Below are 17,560 nucleotides of genomic sequence, written 5' to 3'. Positions count from 1 at the left end.
GTGTAGATCTTTTTGCTCAATTGTTTAATTCCTTTTAAAACAGATTGAGCAAAAGTCAGCGCGCACTCATTGATATTTAATTTTATTCACGATGGATGTAGTTGAGCAATTTTCATAAAAGCTCAGCACCTTTACTGCACCACCATAGGTTTTCACAAAAAAACTGCCGACAACCTGATCCTCGCGGTAATCGCCACCTTTCACCAAAACCTCGGGCTTTACGCGGCGCAAAAGGCGCTCGGGGGTATCGTCTTCAAAAGCAACTACCCAGTCCACAGCCTCTAAACCCGCTAATACCGCCATGCGTCTATCGACAGGATTAATCGGGCGCCCTTCACCTTTCAAACGATTAATTGAGGCATCGCTATTCACCGCCACCACTAAGCGGTCGCCCTGCTTGCGCGCCTCTTCTAAATAGCCCACATGGCCAGCATGAATAATGTCGAAACAACCATTGGTAAAGACGATGCGCTCACCACTGGCGCGCGCATCCTCCAAAGCCATGAGTAATTGTTCTTCGGTGACCACACCGCGCTCTGAACCCTGCTCTGCGATAATTGCGCGCCGCAGCTCTGGTGCACTCACAGTCGCAGTACCCAGCTTGCCGACGACTATACCCGCCGCCAAATTCGCCATGGCTGTGGCCTCAGGCAGCGATTGCCCTGCGCCTATAGCGGCTGCAAGTGTCGCAATTACTGTATCGCCCGCGCCGGTCACATCAAACACTTCGCGCGCGCGCGCGGGCAGATGTAATTCAGGCATATCGGGGCGCAGCAGCGTCATGCCTTGCTCACCGCGGGTAATCAGTAGCGCTTTCAAATCCAGCTCGGCCATTAACGCCGCGCCTTTTAGTTCTATATCTTGCTCGGAGCTACATTTGCCGACAACGGCTTCAAACTCTACGTAATTTGGCGTTAAGACACTGGCGCCTCTGTAGCGGGAAAAGTCACTGCCTTTGGGATCCACTAACACTGGAACGCCCGCAGTGGCCGCGAGTTGAATCAAGGCTTGGCAATCCTGCAGGCTGCCCTTGGCATAATCTGACAACACCAATACATTGGCATTGGCCAACATAGCGCGCACCTTACCGACAAACTCGGAACTATCGTCGGCATCAAATTTTTCTTCAAAGTCCATACGCAATAATTGCTGATGGCGACTGATGACACGCAGCTTGGTGATGGTGGGCTTATTTTCTGAAATTTGAAAACGTGTATCTATTGCCGCTGCCGCGAGACGCTGCTGCAACAACTGACCCGCCTCGTCATCCCCTATGACACCAACCAAAGCCACTAAACTACCCAGTGCGGCCATGTTGAGCGCCACGTTACCTGCGCCACCTGGACGATCTTCAGCCTGGCTGACCTTCACCACAGGCACAGGGGCTTCAGGGGAGATGCGCGAACTCGAGCCGTGCCAATAGCGGTCGAGCATCACATCGCCAACCACCAAGACTCGGGCATGATCAAAATAAGGCATGGTCAAATGCATAGATATTCCTGATTTCTACAATAGTCCGTTGTTTGTAACAAAGATGCACAGCACCTTCTCACTTGTTCAGCATCAACAATCATTACGATCAACACCTGCGAACCTCAATACCCATTGCGCTCAGCGTTAGTTTCCGTCAGCAACAGTCGTTGCTGACGGAGGCAGATCTTCAATAAAATTCTTAGAGTGCAAGCGCGCATAGTGGCCATCAAGCGCTAAGAGTTCTGTATGCGTGCCCTGCTCCACTATTTCACCCTCGGCCATCACAATAATGCGATCCGCACTTTCAATGGTCGACAGGCGATGAGCCACCACAAAAGTGGTGCGGCCTTTCATCACCGTTTCCAAGGCCGCTTGGATAAAGTGCTCTGATTCATTATCAAGCGCAGAGGTCGCTTCATCCAAAATTAGGATAGGAGCGTCTTTTAAAATTGCTCGCGCTATCGCAAGACGCTGACGCTGACCGCCAGAGAGGCGCGTACCTGCCTCGCCGATTAAGGTATCGAAACCCTGCGGCAAAGCTTCAATAAATTCAGTGGCATAAGCAGCATCAGCTGCGCGCCGAACAGCGGCCATATCCAAGGTTTGCAAGCTGCCGTAGGCAATATTGCCCGCAACCGTATCGTTAAACAAGGTCACCTGTTGGTTCACCAGAGCAATTTGGTTGCGCAAACTGCTCAGGGTGTAATCCTTGATCTCTACGCCATCAATCAAAATGGCGCCTGCGGTAGTATCGTAAAAACGGTTAAGTAGGCTTACAAGCGAGGATTTACCGCTACCTGAGCGTCCAACCAGCGCAATGACCTCGCCCGCTTTCACATCCAAATTCACATTCTTCAGTGCGGGGCGATCTTGATTGGCGTAACAAAATATTACATTTTTGAGGCTCACATCGCCCTTAACACGCGCCACTTGATGGCGTCCTTCATCGACTTCTGGCGCAGAATCTAACAAGGTAAACACACTGTCGGCTGCGGCTACACCTTTTAGAATCACCGGACCCACTTCGCCCAGGCGACGCGCTGCTGGCAACATGGCACCCGCAGCCATCATGTAAGCGACAAACTGCGCGGGGTCATCAATTTTCATAAAGCTTAATGCCACAAAAATTAAGCCCGCCATAGCTGCTGCGACGATCATTTGAATTAACGGCGTATTAGCCGCCGACGTCATGACAATTTTCATGTTCTGCTGAAAGTTGCGCCTGCTCGCCGCCTCGAAACGTTGTTTTTCATAATCCTCACCTCCGAAGCTACGCATTACCCTGTAGCCATTAATCATTTCGCCCGTAACCTGAGTGATATCGCCTACAGTATCCTGCACCCTGTTACTCAAGCGTCGCAGGCGCTTACTCACAATAGAAACTAACAGACCGATCAACGGTGTAATCAAAACAAACACCATCGTCAGCTGCCAATCAAGTTGCAGCAAGGTAATAAATAATACGAGCGCCGTCAGGCCATCGCGCAGAACAATTTTCAAGGCATCCGTCGCTGCTGCAGTAACGCCGTTGATGTTGTAGGTAATTATGGAGATGAGATGACCCGAACTACTTTGATCAAAGCGATTATTGGGCAGCTGCGTCATATGATTAAATACCTGCACGCGCAGATTATGAATCACATTAAAAGCAATTTTAGAAATCAGATACGCGCCCACAAAAGAACCCACGCTGCGTAGCAAAGTTACGCCCATCACTTGCATTGGCACTAGGTAGCGATCTGCGGGATCATTGGCGGAGATCACATTGATCAGATCCTTGAGGATGTGTACAAATAAATTGCTGGAATAACCATAAAGCCCGTAGCCAATAAAACCCAACAAAAACATCCACCAATAGGGTTTGATGTAGCCCAACAGGCGCAAATAAACTTGTAGTGCAGATGTATCACCCAAAACCTTGCTGGGTGCAGGTAGCGAACTAGACATAAAAATTACCGGCCAGAATGAGTAGTGCGGATAGACGTGCGAGTAACAACTGCGGCAATTAAACCTGCAGGCACCCACATACAAAACCACTTAGGGTCGAGTTGCCAAAAAAATCCGCGCGCATCGAAAAAACAATAAATACAGCCATAGCTTAGCCATAAATACAGAGGAAATAATTCCGGCGACCTAAAGACGCCACGACCAACAAAAAGGCTGCGATAGACATAGGCGAGATAGGCCACACTCAAGAGCAAGCCTACCAAGCCGGTGCGATACCAAGTATCCAACCACGCGTTGTGCGCATGATTAAACACCCCCAAATCGCCAATCACTATGCGCCCCTCTTTTTCCAACCCCGTCCCCAGCAACATGGGGCCAGACTGAATAGACTGCCAGACTTCGCTCCAAATGCTGTCGCGCAAACTTGCTCCACGCTCCAGTAACACGCCTTCGGTCACCAGCGGGTATAACGCAAACAACACCAAGGCACCAACAATTAAACCTAACTGCAACCACAGTTTTGCGGCACTTGGTTTAGCCCAATAACATGCCACTGGCGCCAAGAGCGCGAACGCTAAAAAATTCGCGCGAGATTGCGAGGCTAAGAGCGACAAACCAATAACCGCCAACAAGCCAAAGGCAATAAAACTTTCTGTGCGCCCCTTCGCCTGCAGCCAGGCAATATAGGCCAGCAAAGTCACGATACCAAACACGGAACCTATGTTATTGGCGTTGCGATTCACCGTGATTCCCTCAAGGCGTACCAAGGGCTCGTGGCTTGCATAAAACCAAAAGAGATTTAAGAGGGAGCTTGCGGCGGCCATCCAAATTAACAGCCGCAGCAATGTCGCTATATCCAAGCGCTGGTGATAGGCAACCCAGCTACTGCCACACAACCATGTGGCCAAAATACACCACTGCAACCCAAAAAAAGCGGTGTCGTGCGTCGTCGACCAAATACTGCTGAGCGCACCGTAGCCGCCATAAAGTAACGCCAATAAAGTGAACGCCCCGCCGAATTCAGCCACGCTCAACCTTCGCCAAGAAGCAGAGCTGAGCTTAGAAATAAATAACAGCACCATGGGAATGAAAAATGTGAGCGCATAAATGCCCTCTAATCCGTCGCGCGACGGCGCCCAGATGAAGGCCGATACGAATACCAACAAACCCACCGACAGCCAGTTAAGTAGTTTTTGCTCGCGCACATGTTTATTAATTAAGAGATTCGACATTATAAAGAATCATTAAAAGTAAATGAACGACGTGGCAAATGACCAAAATCGCGTTTATAGGTGCGCAGAGCTTTACGTGTTACGGCGCGCAGCAAAGCACCCTGCTCACGCATTATGTCGCGCAAGCTGCCAGCAAAATAAACACGTAAAAAACGATAATAATCGCGCGCACTAAAGGATAAATTCATACTCGAAAAATACAGGCCACTGAGATCCTTCACCAACCAGCGATAGGGCACCTGGGCGCGGCACTGGGCGCGGTGCAGATCCATCACATACAGTTCTGGCCGCCATTCGTCCTGCGCACTAACCTCTAGCAAGGTGCCGCACGACGTCACCTTCAACATAAAGTGACATAAATAAAAATCGCGATGATTGATACCCGCCTGATGCACGCCGCGCGCGACCTCGGCCAAGCGGCGGATTATGGCGCGTCGCTGCTGAACACTAGGTGACTGCTGCTCAAAGAAATGATCCAACTGGATCACGCCTTCAAGTTCGCGTGTGACGATAAACGACTCTTGCCGCGCAGGGTTTGCACCACGCCGACCAAACGCAAGCGGCATTAAACTGGGCACACCGAGCGCCTGCAATCGATTGAGCGCATCCCATTCATTTTGCGCGCCGAGCACCGGCAACCGCAGCTGGAGCAAATTTTTAAATATTTCGCCCCAGCCTACGCCGCGATGAAGCTTGCGATAGTAACCGCATCCATTCATCTCAAAACGCAGGGTCTGGCGATCGACCATCTCCCGCGCTATGGGGCCCTGCAAGGCTTTAACCAACGCAAAGACATCTTGACCGTGCCACTGCTCTGCTAACTCTGCGCGCAAGATAACCTGTTCGCGCTCATTCTTGTGTGGAGAATTTATTACCGACTTAGCTTGTGATTCATCCTTACTTGAAGCATTCAAAAACAAACCTTCCACATAATCCACAGCGCGTTGGGGCCGTGCAAACACCTCATCGCTCAGGGCAAAAGCCTGCGCCCGCTCAGCTAACAATGCGCGATCCGCGGTCAGCCAAGTTAACAACTGCTGCGCTGCTGGCTCCACATCAAAAGGCTCTGTAATCAAATCGCCCATATTCTGCTCGACCACGTAGTGACCATAGCCACACACCGAGGTCGCCAGTACCGGCAAGCCCGCGAGCATAGCTTCGAGCAATACATTGCCAGCCACTTCACGATAGGCGCAGTGCAACAGCATATCGGCGGCGGCGTAGATCGCCGCCATATCGGTGCGCGCACCTAAAAATTTTACCTCTGCCGCAATGCCTAGGCGTTGCGCGAGTGCACTATAGGTTTGCGTATCGCCCTGCCCCACCACCCAGAGTTGCATAACCTGCGGCGCAAGTCGGCGCGCTTGCGCAAAGACTTCAAGGCTGCGATTTAAACCCTTGGTCTTAAAACCCGAACCCACGCAGAGCACCACCTTTGCCGCGGCAGGGGCATTCAGTTCTGCGCGAATATCATGGCGCGCACTGGTAGGATTTAGCGCGAGTGCATGAGTGCGCCCAATGCCCGGCGGCAGTAAGGTAAAGCGCGCTTGCTGGGTAGCGTAATACTTGGCAAAGAGATTGCGCTCCGCGCTGGAGACTTCCAATATTTGCGTCGCGGCATCAACGTCAAAAAGGGCGCGCTCATAGGCCAAATAAAGACGCGCGCGCGGCGTTAACCGATACAGCCAAGAGCGTTCGCCATAGGCTTTTTGCGCAAAGCAAGAATCGCCACAAAAATAAACATCCAAGCCCGGCATTTTGTTAAAGCCGAGCAGCACATCAAAATCGCTGCGAACAAAGTGTTGCTGAAAACCCACCACAAATTGCTGAATACCTGCCGTGTTAAATAACGAACGTCCAGCACAGCGCACCACCTCAATACCCTCTGGCACTGCCCCCTGCCAGTCGCCACAAAATACCGTAACGCTGTGCCCGCGTGCATAAGCTTCTTCGGCGATGGCCAACATATCGCGCTGCAAACCGCCAAAGGGGAAATAGCGAAAAATGGCAATGGCGAGTTTCATGGGTGGGTATTTCCCGCAAGATAGAGCGTATCTACCAACAATGCATTCAAAGCGCTTAGCACCTGTTGCGGCATAAGTTCGCGCAAACATTTGTGATGCTGTAAGGGACACTCTCGTTCAAAGCACGGCGAACAATCCAACTGATTACTGACAATTTTTACCGCGTGATTTAAAGGCGGTGTGTGCTCCGGCGATGTAGAGCCGTAGACCACCACCAGAGGTTTTTGCAAGGCGGCAGCAATATGCATTAAGCCCGAATCATTGGTGAGCACCGCATCCGCGCAAGCCATTAAGGCGATAGCTTCATCCAACTGGGTGTTGCCTGCTAGGTTGTGAGCATGCACTCGCTCCGTGTCTGACAACAAACTGCGAATTGCTTCTGCGACGGGTCGATCCTTCGCGGAACCTTGCAGCCAAACCTGCCAACCCGCACGAATTTTTTCTGCCGCCACCTCAGCAAAATAGTGTTCTGGCCAGCGCTTGGCAGGGCCGTATTCAGCGCCGGGGCAGAGTATCAGGAGCGGGCGCGCAAGCGACAACTGGAACTTTGTTAATAATTGTGGCTGAGTGCTTTTATCCACCACCAGTTCAGGATAGGGAAAGGTAGTTAAAACCTCGGCCTGTGCAGGCAAACCCAAGGCGAGATAACGCTGCACCATGAGCGGGTATGTGGCTTTATCCAAGACGCGCACGTCATTGAGTAAGCCATAGCGCATTTCGCCGCGCCAACCGGTGCGCAGTGGAATCTTCGCGAACAAAGGCACCAATGCAGACTTGAAGGAATTGGGCAGCAATATCGCTTGCTCATAGCCAGAATGCGCAAGGGATTTACCGAGACGATAGCGGGTTTTAATATCCACAACGCCATGGCCCAGCGGCATTTCGATCACCTGATTAATTTCAGGCATGAGGGCGAGCAAGGCGCGCGTCCAACCAGAGGCGAGCACATCTAGTTGCACCTGTGGATTGCGCAATTTGAGCAACTTAAACAGCGACTGCGCCATCATCATGTCGCCAATCCAAGCGGGGCCCACAATCAAAATTTTTTGAATTTTGGTGAGTTCAGGCGGGAAATCCAGAGCTGTTATCATCTATGGAATAAATAGCAAAAGTGAAAAAAGCAACGGAGCCTTGTGGCTCCGCTGCGAGGAACAACTTATTTGGCTACAGGTGCTAGCCAATTGGTATGAGTGGGTAACTCGCCGCGCACCGCTTTAAAGTAAAGCGCTTGCAATTCCGTCGTCACTGGGCCACGACGACCCGCGCCAATCATACGGCCATCCAATTCGCGAATCGGCAAGACTTCAGCGGCGGTGCCGGTGAAGAAAGCTTCGTCGGCAATATAGACTTCATCGCGCGTTAAACGTTTTTCTTTAATGGTGTAGCCGCAATCTGCCGCCAATTGGAAAATAGTGTTGCGGGTGATGCCGTCCAAGCAAGAGGTCAGCTCAGGCGTGTAGATAATGCCGTCGCGCACCAAGAAAAAGTTCTCGCCGCTGCCTTCTGCTACATAGCCTTCCGCATCCAACAACAGGGCTTCTTCACAACCGCAATCCAGCGCTTCTTGCAAGGCTAGCAGTGAGTTGATGTAGTGACCGTTAGCCTTAGCCTTACACATGGAGATGTTCACATGGTGGCGGGTGTAGCTAGAGGTGCGCACCTTGATGCCGATATCGCGCGCTTCCGGCGACATGTAAGACGGCCAGTTCCAGGCGGCGACCATGATGTGCGCCTTGAGGTTGTCCGCACGCAAACCCATACCTTCCGAACCGTAAAAGGCCATAGGGCGCAAATAGGCTTCGGTAAGATTGTTCTCGCGTACCACCATTTTTTGCGCTTCGTTAATCAGCTCTTTCTCAAACGGGAGCTTCATGCGCATGATGTGCGCCGAGCGGAACAGACGATCAGTGTGTTCCTGCATGCGGAAAATACTGGTGCCCATGGTGCTGCTGTTGTAAGCGCGCACGCCTTCAAACACGCCCATGCCGTAGTGTAATGTGTGGGTCAAAACATGAACCTTAGCATCGCGCCAAGGAACCAATTCGCCATCCAGCCAAATTACGCCGTCACGATCGGCAAATGACATAGCCAACTCCTAAAAAATTCTGTGTGATCGAGGGTTAGAGCCGCCTGCAAAGTGCAAGGTCAGCCGCTAACATTCAGGGCAATTCCGTTAAGGTGCTTCATCTTCCGCTAAGAGCTGTCGCCAAAGTGCAGTGACTTCTTGACGCTCCTGAATGAAGTGCTGCTCACCTTCTAGTACCGCATCTTGGCGCTGTAGCGCAAGGCGGTGCCCGGTGGATCGATAGGCTTTGTAAGCGGCGATCAAGTGGGCCACGGATTCGGCATCGAGTAAACCTGCCGCCTCCAGTGCTCCGAGTATGCGAATGTTATCCGTGTACTGGATGATCTCGGGCGCTGTAGATGCCCAAGCCAAGGCCGCGTATTGAACCATAAATTCAATATCCACGATACCTCCGGCATCCTGTTTCAAATTAAATAACGCAATATTTTGCGCCTTGGCTTTAGCCGCGCTCCCCAATTGTGCACGCATTTTCTGGCGCATCTCGCGCACATCGATTTGCAATTGTGGCAAGTCGCGCGGCTGCATCAAAATTTGGCGTCGCACCTCCACAAAAGCATTGGTTAATTTTTCCGCACCTGCCACCACCCGCGCGCGCACCAAGGCTTGATGCTCCCAAGTCCAGGCTTCATTGCGCTGATACTTTTCAAAGGCGGCAAGCGATGTCACCAAGAGCCCTGAATTGCCCGAAGGCCGCAAGCGCATGTCGACCTCATAGAGGCGGCCCGACGCGGTATTGGTACTCAGAATATGGATAATGCGCTGCCCCAAGCGCGTATAAAACGTGAGATTGTCGATAGAGGTCAAACCGTCGCTGCTCAGACTCGCATCGCTGTTGTGAATAAACACTAAATCCAAGTCCGAGCCGTGGCCCAACTCTATGCCACCCAACTTACCGTAGCCGACAATCACAAAGTCTGGTGCCAGATCCACGCCGCCATCTGCCTGTTGCGGGCGACCGTGGCGCTCAACCATGTACTCCCATGACAGCTGCAGCACATGCTCTAAAATCACCTCGGCAATGAAGGTGAGATAGTCGCTCACCTTCATCAGCGGCAAGGTGCCACTCACTTCACTCGCCGCCACGCGCAAGGCATGGGCCGAGCGGAAATAACGCAGGGTTTCCATGTGACCTTCAAGGTCGTCCCAGCTCAAACGCAACACTTCGCGGCGCAGCTCATCGCGCAACTGGCCTTTATCCGGCGGCGCATAGAGGCTTTCGGGTGTGAGCAGCTCATCCAAGAGCGCGGGATAGAGCGCGAGCTGATCAGCAATCCAAGGGCTCGCGCCGCACAGCTTCACTAGCTGATCCAACGCCGTGGGGTTCTCCACCAACAACACCAAATAGGCGCTGCGGCGGGCGATAGACTCTATTAAAGGCACTATGCGCGCAAAGGTGGCAGCTATAGTGAGCGGCAGCGCTCCGCGCTCCGCGTGATTCACCAAGGTAAAGAGCAAGCGGGGAATAAAGCCATCCAACCGGCTGCGGCTGCTCGCCTGCATGGAAAGCACCGCGCGCCCTTCGCGCAGATCGCGCAGGTTTTTTAACAACTGCTCGCCGCCTTCAATAGCGCGCGCCGCGAGTATCTGCTCCGCACCCTCTTCATCGATACTGCCATCCCAAAGTCCGCGCCAATTGGCAATGCGCTTCTCCTCCTGCGTTTGGTCCACTTCAGGGGCGGCAATAACAGCTTTAAATTCAGTTTTAACTTGGCTGCGATAGATATCTAACTGCGCAAAAAAAGTCTCCCAATCGGCAAAGCCCATTACCCATGCAAGCCGCTGCTGGCCGAGTTCATCAATGGGCAGAGCTTGTGTTTGCTTATCTTGAAAACCCTGAATGGCGTGCTCGGTATTGCGCAAAAATACATAGGCCTCAAGCAAGGTGCTGCCCGCACCGGGCGGTAAATAGTTTTCCTGCTCCAAATAAGGCAAGAGCGTACAGACTTTACGCTTGCGCAACTGGGCGTCGCGCCCACCGCGAATCAGCTGAAAAACCTGCACCACAAATTCCACTTCGCGAATACCACCCTCGCCCAGCTTCACATCCAAATGCATGCCTTTGCGCTGCACTTGGCGCGCAATAAGGCTTTTCATTTCGCGCAGGGATTCAATCGCACTGAAGTCTATGTACTGGCGATAGGTAAAAGGCTGCAAGAGTTTGCGCAACTGAATGCGCATTTTTTTAGCGTAGGCCGCCGCGGCCTCATCCTCTGGTGCATCCGCCCCTAGCACCACCGCCACGGTGCGCGCCTTGATCATGGCGTAGCGCTCCCACTCGCGCCCTTGGGTTTGGTAATAATCCTCCAAACCGGCAAAGCTCATGGCGAGGGCACCGCTTTGGCCGTGAGGGCGCAAACGCATATCCACGCGGAACACAAAGCCATCAACGGTCATGGTATCCAAGCTTTTAATCAGGCGCTGGCCGAGCTTAATAAAGAACTCTTGATTGCTCACCGAGCGCGACTCGTGTCCTGCGCCACCCTTATTGAAGAGAGTATCGCCGCGCACTGGGTAGGTAAAAATCAGGTCGATATCCGAAGAGACATTCAGCTCCCCCGCACCCAACTTCCCCATACCCAACACCATAAACGGCTGAGGCTCTTGCGCATCCGGCGACATAGGCGTGCCGTGCAACAGTTCGAGCCCGCGATAATGGTAAGCCGCCGTGAATTGAATAGCGGCATCAGCAAAGCGCGACAATTCAGCGGTAATGGTTTGCATGGAGGAAAGGCGATTCAAGTCGCGCCAAATAATACGCACCATCGCCTTATTGCGATGGCGCCGCAGGCAGGCATCCAGCTCAGCATCGCGCGTGCATTGGCGAATATCCTGCGCCAATTGCGCGATAGATTCGGCAAGCAAAGGGGTAAACAGTTCGCCGGATGAAATAAGGTCAAGCAGATAGCGCGGGTACTTAGCGCAGGTTTTGCCAATGTACTCACTGCCCACAAAAGCGCGGGTCAGCTGCCGCGAAAACTCCTCAGGGCTAATGCCTTGGGGCAAAAGTGCGCGCGGATGTTCTAGCGCTTGCGCCGCTAGGTTCTTTTCAAACTCATCCCAATAGCGCTGGGCGGAGGCATGTAATTCGGCGGGTACATCGGAAAAATTCAGCATAAACACCTGACTCGTTAAACAATAAAAGACTCAGGGGCAATAGTAGCAGTTCAGATTCGCCTGCTTTGCGCTTATCGAACAAAACGCCTAACCAAGTACACACAGCTCACATCAAAAGAACTGCCATAAACCAGGAGCGCAGCCACACATAAGCGTTATTTTTCCACGGAGACGCGAAAGGCTTTTACCCACGCAAGACCAGAACCACTCATAATTTCCATCCCTAACTCCACATCGGCGAAATAAAAATCATCGGGTAATATTTTTTGTTCAACGGCGTAATCCGTCAATTGAACAAGATCGAATGCGGATTTGAGAGAATAGGTTTTGGCGCGAAAGGTCAGGTTCACCCACTTATTCGCGTTAACACCAGACGCATCGCCCCAGTTTTTTTCAGCCCAGAGTTCCCATTGCACGCCACCTATATCCACATCGCCCACATGTTTACCCGCGGGATTCATATGCTGCGCGGTGGCATAGGTCCAAATCATTAGCTCTGCCACAATAAGCTCCGGCACAGGCTTTTCACCTGTAACCTCAGAACGGGTCAGCCACGCAGTCGTCGCGACATTATGTTCACTCGCGCCCAACAGCTCGAGTTCATAACTAACCAGTAATGCGCTTATATTGGCGCGCCGAGCAGGAATATCAGTGCGGAGATTTGGCGTAGGTGCCCAGGGCGAGGCACCGACTTTAATTTGAGGATAGGCAAAAATATCGCGGCTTTTCGTTGGCCACACCCAAGACCAACCATAAAAACCAGTCGCCGCATCTTTTTCTAAACACTGCCGCCAATCAAAATTGCCAGCAGCGCCTTTGTTCCACACATTGTTATAGAGAACACCATCAACACTGGCCTCAGTCACATACTCTGCACAACTAATGGTTTCCGTGGGCGGCAGCACCCAAGGCGATGTATCTGGAGCATCCCTAGTACAGGCTGAGATCGCACCACAAGCAATCAAGAGCAGAAGTGTTGTGTAAGCACGCATTACGTTTCCCTTTGTTGGTCTTATTTGTTGGTCTTATTTGTTGGTCTTATTTATTAGTCTTTCTAGCAGTTAGAAGAAAGGCTAGGTTACGCAAGTACGCGTTTGATTCATCGCCAGGACTCCAAGGAGGTGCAGAATTCAGCAAAGTCAGCCATATTGAACTAAATAGCATTCTGAAACCATTACACAATAAACCCAGAAAATGTCTACACCATCAAACACCCTACGCAGTTTTCCGGGCTGCGGGTGGCATGCATACTGATTGAAATGTGGCGTAAAGTAGAATTCCCTCCGCAGCCTTGACCAGCACCTATCGCTGAGCATCAATCGAGGCATTTCGAACTCGTATTGGGGTTGCGTGAGAACCACAGCACTAGGCGTTTCTCGTATTAATAAATAGTCTGGATTCGATCGCCAACAGGCTCTAGCGATTTCCTTTAATTATTAGCAATTACCTTCGTGATGAAGGCAATTGCCCAGTGGTCACAATTTCCTCTACCTCATCCACACTTAAACGTTTGCTATCTGCATTTTTTACCCATTTCGGCAAACGCCCTGTTATAGCAATTTGATTAACTTCTTCGGCAGTTAGATTTCTTTGGTCGCTATCGCTACTTGCGATAGAGCTTACGGGCGGCGCTGTAGGTAATTGCCTAATGCTTTGGTGACGTTCAGTGCGCTGCTCTCTATAAGCCTGCGCTTTTTGTGCTTTTGAGTATTGGTTGTGATTTTTGTAGATGCCATGAAAAACCACCCAGAGCAGGCAGAAAATTATTAGTAGCGCGATATTTCGTATTGCCAGTGAGTTCATGTGGCCACCCTAAAGTTTGCGCATTTTAATGTGCGTAATTGCTATAACAATGCCACCCAAGAGAAACAATATTCCGCCAATACGCAGGCTGGTAAAGAGCATTAGGCTTGCAGTGTTATCCGGTACGGTTTCTGTTATTAAACTCAAAAATGCTAAACCCATAATCAGCAACTCGGCTGTTCTAGTATGGGCATTTAGCAAGGCCTGCTCGCTGCGCAAATTTTCTTCTGTTTCAAAAACCATCTCTTTATCAATATCTGGATTGATCATAATTAAACGTTGAAACGTCATTTTAATTGCTGCAAGGCTGCCGCTCAGCGTTAAGAAAGCGGCATACCAGTAATAGATATCATCATCAAAAAGGGGGTGTTCGGGCACAATAATAGAAAGTGCGGTTGGCATTGCCACACCCAGTAGCAACAATACCAAGGGTAAGTAGAGCTCATGCGTGATGATTTTTTTCATCTTATAGCTCCTCAATCGCGGTAGTCACGTTGGCAGGTTTCCAGTTCGCTAGCACATAAAAAATAATCATGTGCATGGCGCCCAACATGAGAGTGACTAGACCTAGGTTTAAGCTAAGAAAGTGAATAACCGCATTAATATCTTCAACTTCATTGGTGCTGCTGAGGTTGAGTACGAGCAAAATGTAACCCGTATTAATGAGGTAGTAGCCAATCAGTAAGAGGCTATTGATAGCGGTAGCGAGACGCTTGTTGCCGCCAAGATGACTGGTTAAAAACACCAAACCATTTTGGTTTAGGGTTTTGCCAACAGCGAAGGTTATATAGGCGCTGATGGCCAAGTAGATAAAGTAAGTAAGGGGGTTCAGCATCATTCTCTCCAAGGGGTTGCATGAAACATCGTTATTAGCCAGTGCAATATGCGCCTGCACTGGCAGTGATTGAATAGTGTCGATATTTGTATGCGGTGGCTTCTGCTTTTATCTTTTAGGAATAGTTATTAATGATTTATTTTATTTTTCATAAAAATCAATAGGTTGGCGAACTACCGAATGATAAAAAGAGAAGTAAGAGGAGGTTTTTGAAGGTTAGCTATCGGCTGCGTCGCCACTCACACCCTGTGTGTTTCTACCTGTGTAGGTGCCCGCCCCAAGATTTCGTGAAATGCGTGTAATCGTTGGATTGCAAGACAATGCCAACACTCACCAGTAGACAGGCAATCGCATCGACTTGGCGTAGCACATGTATGGAACAGAGCAGAACTGCTATTTCTCCAAAAACATCTCTAAAGATTGGGCTAAGGAAGCAACCCGAATGATAGGCGCTCTTAGACGTATTGCTGGGTAATTAAGCAGCCATAGTTCAAGCGCTTAATTACCCTATCACGCCATGGGTACTTATCAATGAAAGGCTGACGGTAACAACCACATACAAAAAGCGGTATCGAAAATCCATCGCACATTAAAAACCCAGCTTCCTTTATTTAACTGCCGCCTCAAGTGCTGCTATATCAATTTTTGTCATGTCCATCATCGCCTCAAAGGCACGTTTAGCGAGGTCTTGGTCTGAGCTTGTGGTCAAATCAAGTAGCAGCCTAGGTGTGATCTGCCAAGAGAATCCCCAGCGATCTTTACACCAGCCGCAGGCATTCTCGCTACCGCCGCTGTTAAGAATCGCATTCCAATAGCGGTCGGTTTCCTCTTGTGTTTCGGTAACAACCATAAAGCTCACCGCTTCATTGGGTGTGAAGTTTGGCCCGCCATTCAGGCCGACAAACTTACGCCCGAGCAAGGTAAATTCAACTGTCAATTCACTGCCTTGCGTTCCGCCGGGAAAATCACTGGGCGCTGCATTCACGCGGCCTAGGTGACTATCGGGAAAAGTTGCCGCATAAAATTCAGCTGCTTTGCTAGCTTCGCCGTGGTCAAACCACACACAGGTTACAAGTTCGGTCATGTCATTCTCCTTATTTGATTGCGATAGGTTTTGTAATTATTCAGGAAGACTTGTCAATTATTTCACTGGCAACCAAACTTCTATGCCACCCACACCAACATCCGGACAAAAATCTGCACCATAGCGCTCAAAAAAATGAATCGATTGGGCATTATGAGTACAGCCAGACGCTGGCAACCATTGCTCAAACACCCAATCAATAGTGTCTTTCATGTGAGTCACATGCTGTTCATGAATAAACACAGCATATCGACATGCAGGAATAATTAATGGACTTAAGGCTGCAGGTAAATCTGCAAACTCACTCACACCACAAGCTGCCATATAATAATCGCCATTACTACTCGCATTGCTGCGCACACATAGACCATAGGCACCCGCATCTTGCTGATGGGGTATATGGCCAATATAAGGCGCGAACTTCTGCCACAACACGGGAATAGTGTGCGGGCTTTGTTCACTCAAAGGCTCACGCATCCCCGCTAATAATAAGGGCGAAAGCTCAACAAATCGTGGAGTTAAAATCATGCGTTAAATTTCCTGGTAAAGTTCCCGATAAATTGAGTTAACCATAGACATCACACTAAGAATTATTGGGATGAAATAAAGCGTTCATCTTTAGCAGGGTCCAACTCACGAACAGGTCTAATTTCAATGCAACCTAAACGCGCCGGCGGAATTTTACTGGCAAGCTGTATGGCTTCATTTAAATCGCGCGCTTCTAACATATAAAATCCCGCCAGCTGCTCTTTGGTTTCTGCAAAGGGGCCATCGGTGATTATCGGTTTTCCATCGCGCAAGCGCACACTGGTTGCCGTTGTTACTGAATGCAGCGCATTGCCACCAATCATATAACCACTTTCACGCAAATCTTCACCGCAAGCAACGCATTCATTGTTCAGCGATTGCCATTCAGCTTGCGTCATCGCATTAATAGTTTTTTCTTCGTAATACACCAAAGCAAGATATTTCATTAGGCATACCTCTTATTGAACATGACTCGGTTCCATGTAAGAAAGCTCCCACAGATGACCATCCAAATCTTCAAACCCGTGACCGTACATAAAGCCATGATCCTGCAGCTCATTGTAAACCCGCCCACCCGCTGCAACCGCCTTACGCACCATATCATCTACCGCCGCACGACTTTCTGCAGACAAGCACACCAACACTTCAGTAGATTTTTTCGCATCCACCAATTCTTTACTGGTGAACTGTTTGAAAAATGGCTCAGTTAAAAGCATGACGTAAATACTATCGTTAATCACCATACAAGCGGCAACGTCATTGCTGAACTGCGGATTGAAACTGTAGCCTAGGGCTGCAAAAAAGGTTTTTGCTTTAGGTAAATCTTTTACTGCAAGGTTTACAAAAATTTTGGTCGTCATGTCACACTCCTGAATAATTAAATATCGTCAACATCTAGCCTTCAGCTGGAATATTTGGTTCAACCAGCTGCGCCAAAAGCGTTAAAGATTCCTGCCAACCCAAGTAACAAAACTCTACAGGAATAAGCGCAGGAATTCCTGCTTGCACAATACTTAACTCAGTACCGCAAAGCACAGGCTTTAGCTCAACTCTCACCTGCATTTCACCCGGTAGATTAGGGTCATCAAATGTATTGGCATAGCAAATAAGTTCGTTGATTTTCAGCTCTACATAAGTAGCACTGAAGCTGTGACTTTTTTCGGCACTAAAATTAGTAAATGACATCTGATAGCCACCGCCAACATGTGCATCCAGATGATCTATCTTGCCGGTAAAGCCGTGAGGTGGGAGCCATTTAACCAGCGCATCGGCATTGAGAAATGCGCGGTAAATACGGTCTGGGGTGGCGCGTAGCACGCGGTGGAGATGTACGCTATTGGACATAACACAGTCTCTCAAGTCATGGATTGAACGAAGATTAAAGTCTAGCAACAGCAATAAGACGCGCTGTTACTTAATAGTCGTTCCAAACAG

The 17,560-nt window shown here is 50.0% G+C and carries 16 protein-coding genes; all 16 read right to left on the bottom strand.

Annotated features, from left to right (window positions below; all coding sequences use genetic code 11):
* Positions 1-66: 66 nt before the first annotated feature.
* On the bottom strand, positions 67-1,491 hold the full coding sequence (gene hldE, locus AC0KUT_RS03370) for a bifunctional D-glycero-beta-D-manno-heptose-7-phosphate kinase/D-glycero-beta-D-manno-heptose 1-phosphate adenylyltransferase HldE (RefSeq protein WP_488833483.1): 1,425 nt from the start codon (positions 1,489-1,491) through the stop codon (positions 67-69).
* Between the two features lie 126 nt (positions 1,492-1,617).
* Positions 1,618-3,420: a lipid A export permease/ATP-binding protein MsbA gene (gene msbA, locus AC0KUT_RS03365; protein WP_488833482.1), complete on the bottom strand. Its 1,803-nt coding sequence runs from the start codon at positions 3,418-3,420 to the stop codon at positions 1,618-1,620.
* Positions 3,421-3,425: 5 nt separating this feature from the next.
* A complete protein-coding gene (locus AC0KUT_RS03360; RefSeq protein ID WP_488833481.1) occupies positions 3,426-4,652 on the bottom strand; it encodes an O-antigen ligase family protein in 1,227 nt (408 codons plus the stop codon).
* The gene (gene rfaP, locus AC0KUT_RS03355) at positions 4,652-6,676 is read right to left on the bottom strand and encodes a lipopolysaccharide core heptose(I) kinase RfaP (protein WP_488833479.1); all 2,025 of its coding nucleotides are present in this window, start codon (positions 6,674-6,676) and stop codon (positions 4,652-4,654) included. The genes AC0KUT_RS03360 and rfaP overlap by 1 nt, the downstream gene beginning before the upstream one ends.
* Positions 6,673-7,767, bottom strand: a complete 1,095-nt coding sequence (gene waaF / locus AC0KUT_RS03350) for a lipopolysaccharide heptosyltransferase II (protein ID WP_488833478.1) — start codon at positions 7,765-7,767, stop codon at positions 6,673-6,675. The genes rfaP and waaF overlap by 4 nt, the downstream gene beginning before the upstream one ends.
* Positions 7,768-7,832: 65 nt before the next feature.
* Positions 7,833-8,762 carry a branched-chain amino acid transaminase gene (locus AC0KUT_RS03345; RefSeq protein WP_488833476.1) on the bottom strand — a complete coding sequence of 310 codons (930 nt, stop codon included), beginning with the start codon at positions 8,760-8,762 and terminating at the stop codon, positions 7,833-7,835.
* Positions 8,763-8,849: 87 nt separating this feature from the next.
* The gene (gene glnE / locus AC0KUT_RS03340) at positions 8,850-11,876 is read right to left on the bottom strand and encodes a bifunctional [glutamate--ammonia ligase]-adenylyl-L-tyrosine phosphorylase/[glutamate--ammonia-ligase] adenylyltransferase (RefSeq protein WP_488833475.1); all 3,027 of its coding nucleotides are present in this window, start codon (positions 11,874-11,876) and stop codon (positions 8,850-8,852) included.
* A gap of 155 nt (positions 11,877-12,031) precedes the next feature.
* On the bottom strand, positions 12,032-12,868 hold the full coding sequence (locus AC0KUT_RS03335; protein WP_488833474.1) for a GH12 family glycosyl hydrolase domain-containing protein: 837 nt from the start codon (positions 12,866-12,868) through the stop codon (positions 12,032-12,034).
* Positions 12,869-13,319: 451 nt separating this feature from the next.
* Entirely contained in the window at positions 13,320-13,679 is a 360-nt protein-coding gene (locus AC0KUT_RS03330) for a hypothetical protein (protein WP_488833473.1), read from the bottom strand.
* A gap of 9 nt (positions 13,680-13,688) precedes the next feature.
* Positions 13,689-14,144 carry a hypothetical protein gene (locus AC0KUT_RS03325; protein WP_488833472.1) on the bottom strand — a complete coding sequence of 152 codons (456 nt, stop codon included), beginning with the start codon at positions 14,142-14,144 and terminating at the stop codon, positions 13,689-13,691.
* Between the two features lies 1 nt (position 14,145).
* Positions 14,146-14,517: a hypothetical protein gene (locus AC0KUT_RS03320; protein WP_488833471.1), complete on the bottom strand. Its 372-nt coding sequence runs from the start codon at positions 14,515-14,517 to the stop codon at positions 14,146-14,148.
* A gap of 604 nt (positions 14,518-15,121) precedes the next feature.
* Positions 15,122-15,598, bottom strand: coding sequence for a VOC family protein (locus AC0KUT_RS03315; RefSeq protein ID WP_488833470.1), 477 nt, complete (start codon positions 15,596-15,598; stop codon positions 15,122-15,124).
* A gap of 57 nt (positions 15,599-15,655) precedes the next feature.
* A complete protein-coding gene (locus AC0KUT_RS03310) occupies positions 15,656-16,126 on the bottom strand; it encodes a GyrI-like domain-containing protein (protein WP_488833469.1) in 471 nt (156 codons plus the stop codon).
* A gap of 62 nt (positions 16,127-16,188) precedes the next feature.
* Entirely contained in the window at positions 16,189-16,572 is a 384-nt protein-coding gene (locus tag AC0KUT_RS03305; RefSeq protein WP_488833468.1) for a YciI family protein, read from the bottom strand.
* 12 nt (positions 16,573-16,584) lie between these two features.
* The gene (locus AC0KUT_RS03300; protein ID WP_488833467.1) at positions 16,585-16,986 is read right to left on the bottom strand and encodes a VOC family protein; all 402 of its coding nucleotides are present in this window, start codon (positions 16,984-16,986) and stop codon (positions 16,585-16,587) included.
* Between the two features lie 34 nt (positions 16,987-17,020).
* Entirely contained in the window at positions 17,021-17,470 is a 450-nt protein-coding gene (locus AC0KUT_RS03295; RefSeq protein ID WP_488833466.1) for an SRPBCC family protein, read from the bottom strand.
* Between the last annotated feature and the right edge of the window lie 90 nt (positions 17,471-17,560).

It is taken from the genome of Cellvibrio sp. 25HG11W-0, assembly GCF_057815475.1.
The sequence above is the reverse complement of the archived record's forward strand: the minus strand, read 5'-3'. Positions and strand labels throughout refer to the sequence as shown.

Excerpts from the sequence above, each read along its gene's own strand:
- AC0KUT_RS03305 (WP_488833468.1), bottom strand. The coding sequence starts at position 16,572 with ATGAAATATCTTGCTTTGGTGTATTACGAAGAAAAAACTATTAATGCG.
- AC0KUT_RS03295 (WP_488833466.1), bottom strand. The coding sequence starts at position 17,470 with ATGTCCAATAGCGTACATCTCCACCGCGTGCTACGCGCCACCCCAGAC.
- AC0KUT_RS03310 (WP_488833469.1), bottom strand. The coding sequence starts at position 16,126 with ATGATTTTAACTCCACGATTTGTTGAGCTTTCGCCCTTATTATTAGCG.
- AC0KUT_RS03335 (WP_488833474.1), bottom strand. The coding sequence starts at position 12,868 with ATGCGTGCTTACACAACACTTCTGCTCTTGATTGCTTGTGGTGCGATC.
- msbA (WP_488833482.1), bottom strand. The coding sequence starts at position 3,420 with ATGTCTAGTTCGCTACCTGCACCCAGCAAGGTTTTGGGTGATACATCT.
- AC0KUT_RS03315 (WP_488833470.1), bottom strand. The coding sequence starts at position 15,598 with ATGACCGAACTTGTAACCTGTGTGTGGTTTGACCACGGCGAAGCTAGC.
- hldE (WP_488833483.1), bottom strand. The coding sequence starts at position 1,491 with ATGCATTTGACCATGCCTTATTTTGATCATGCCCGAGTCTTGGTGGTT.
- AC0KUT_RS03330 (WP_488833473.1), bottom strand. The coding sequence starts at position 13,679 with ATGAACTCACTGGCAATACGAAATATCGCGCTACTAATAATTTTCTGC.
- glnE (WP_488833475.1), bottom strand. The coding sequence starts at position 11,876 with ATGCTGAATTTTTCCGATGTACCCGCCGAATTACATGCCTCCGCCCAG.
- rfaP (WP_488833479.1), bottom strand. The coding sequence starts at position 6,676 with ATGAAACTCGCCATTGCCATTTTTCGCTATTTCCCCTTTGGCGGTTTG.
- AC0KUT_RS03325 (WP_488833472.1), bottom strand. The coding sequence starts at position 14,144 with ATGAAAAAAATCATCACGCATGAGCTCTACTTACCCTTGGTATTGTTG.
- AC0KUT_RS03345 (WP_488833476.1), bottom strand. The coding sequence starts at position 8,762 with ATGTCATTTGCCGATCGTGACGGCGTAATTTGGCTGGATGGCGAATTG.
- AC0KUT_RS03320 (WP_488833471.1), bottom strand. The coding sequence starts at position 14,517 with ATGATGCTGAACCCCCTTACTTACTTTATCTACTTGGCCATCAGCGCC.
- AC0KUT_RS03300 (WP_488833467.1), bottom strand. The coding sequence starts at position 16,986 with ATGACGACCAAAATTTTTGTAAACCTTGCAGTAAAAGATTTACCTAAA.
- AC0KUT_RS03360 (WP_488833481.1), bottom strand. The coding sequence starts at position 4,652 with ATGTCGAATCTCTTAATTAATAAACATGTGCGCGAGCAAAAACTACTT.
- waaF (WP_488833478.1), bottom strand. The coding sequence starts at position 7,767 with ATGATAACAGCTCTGGATTTCCCGCCTGAACTCACCAAAATTCAAAAA.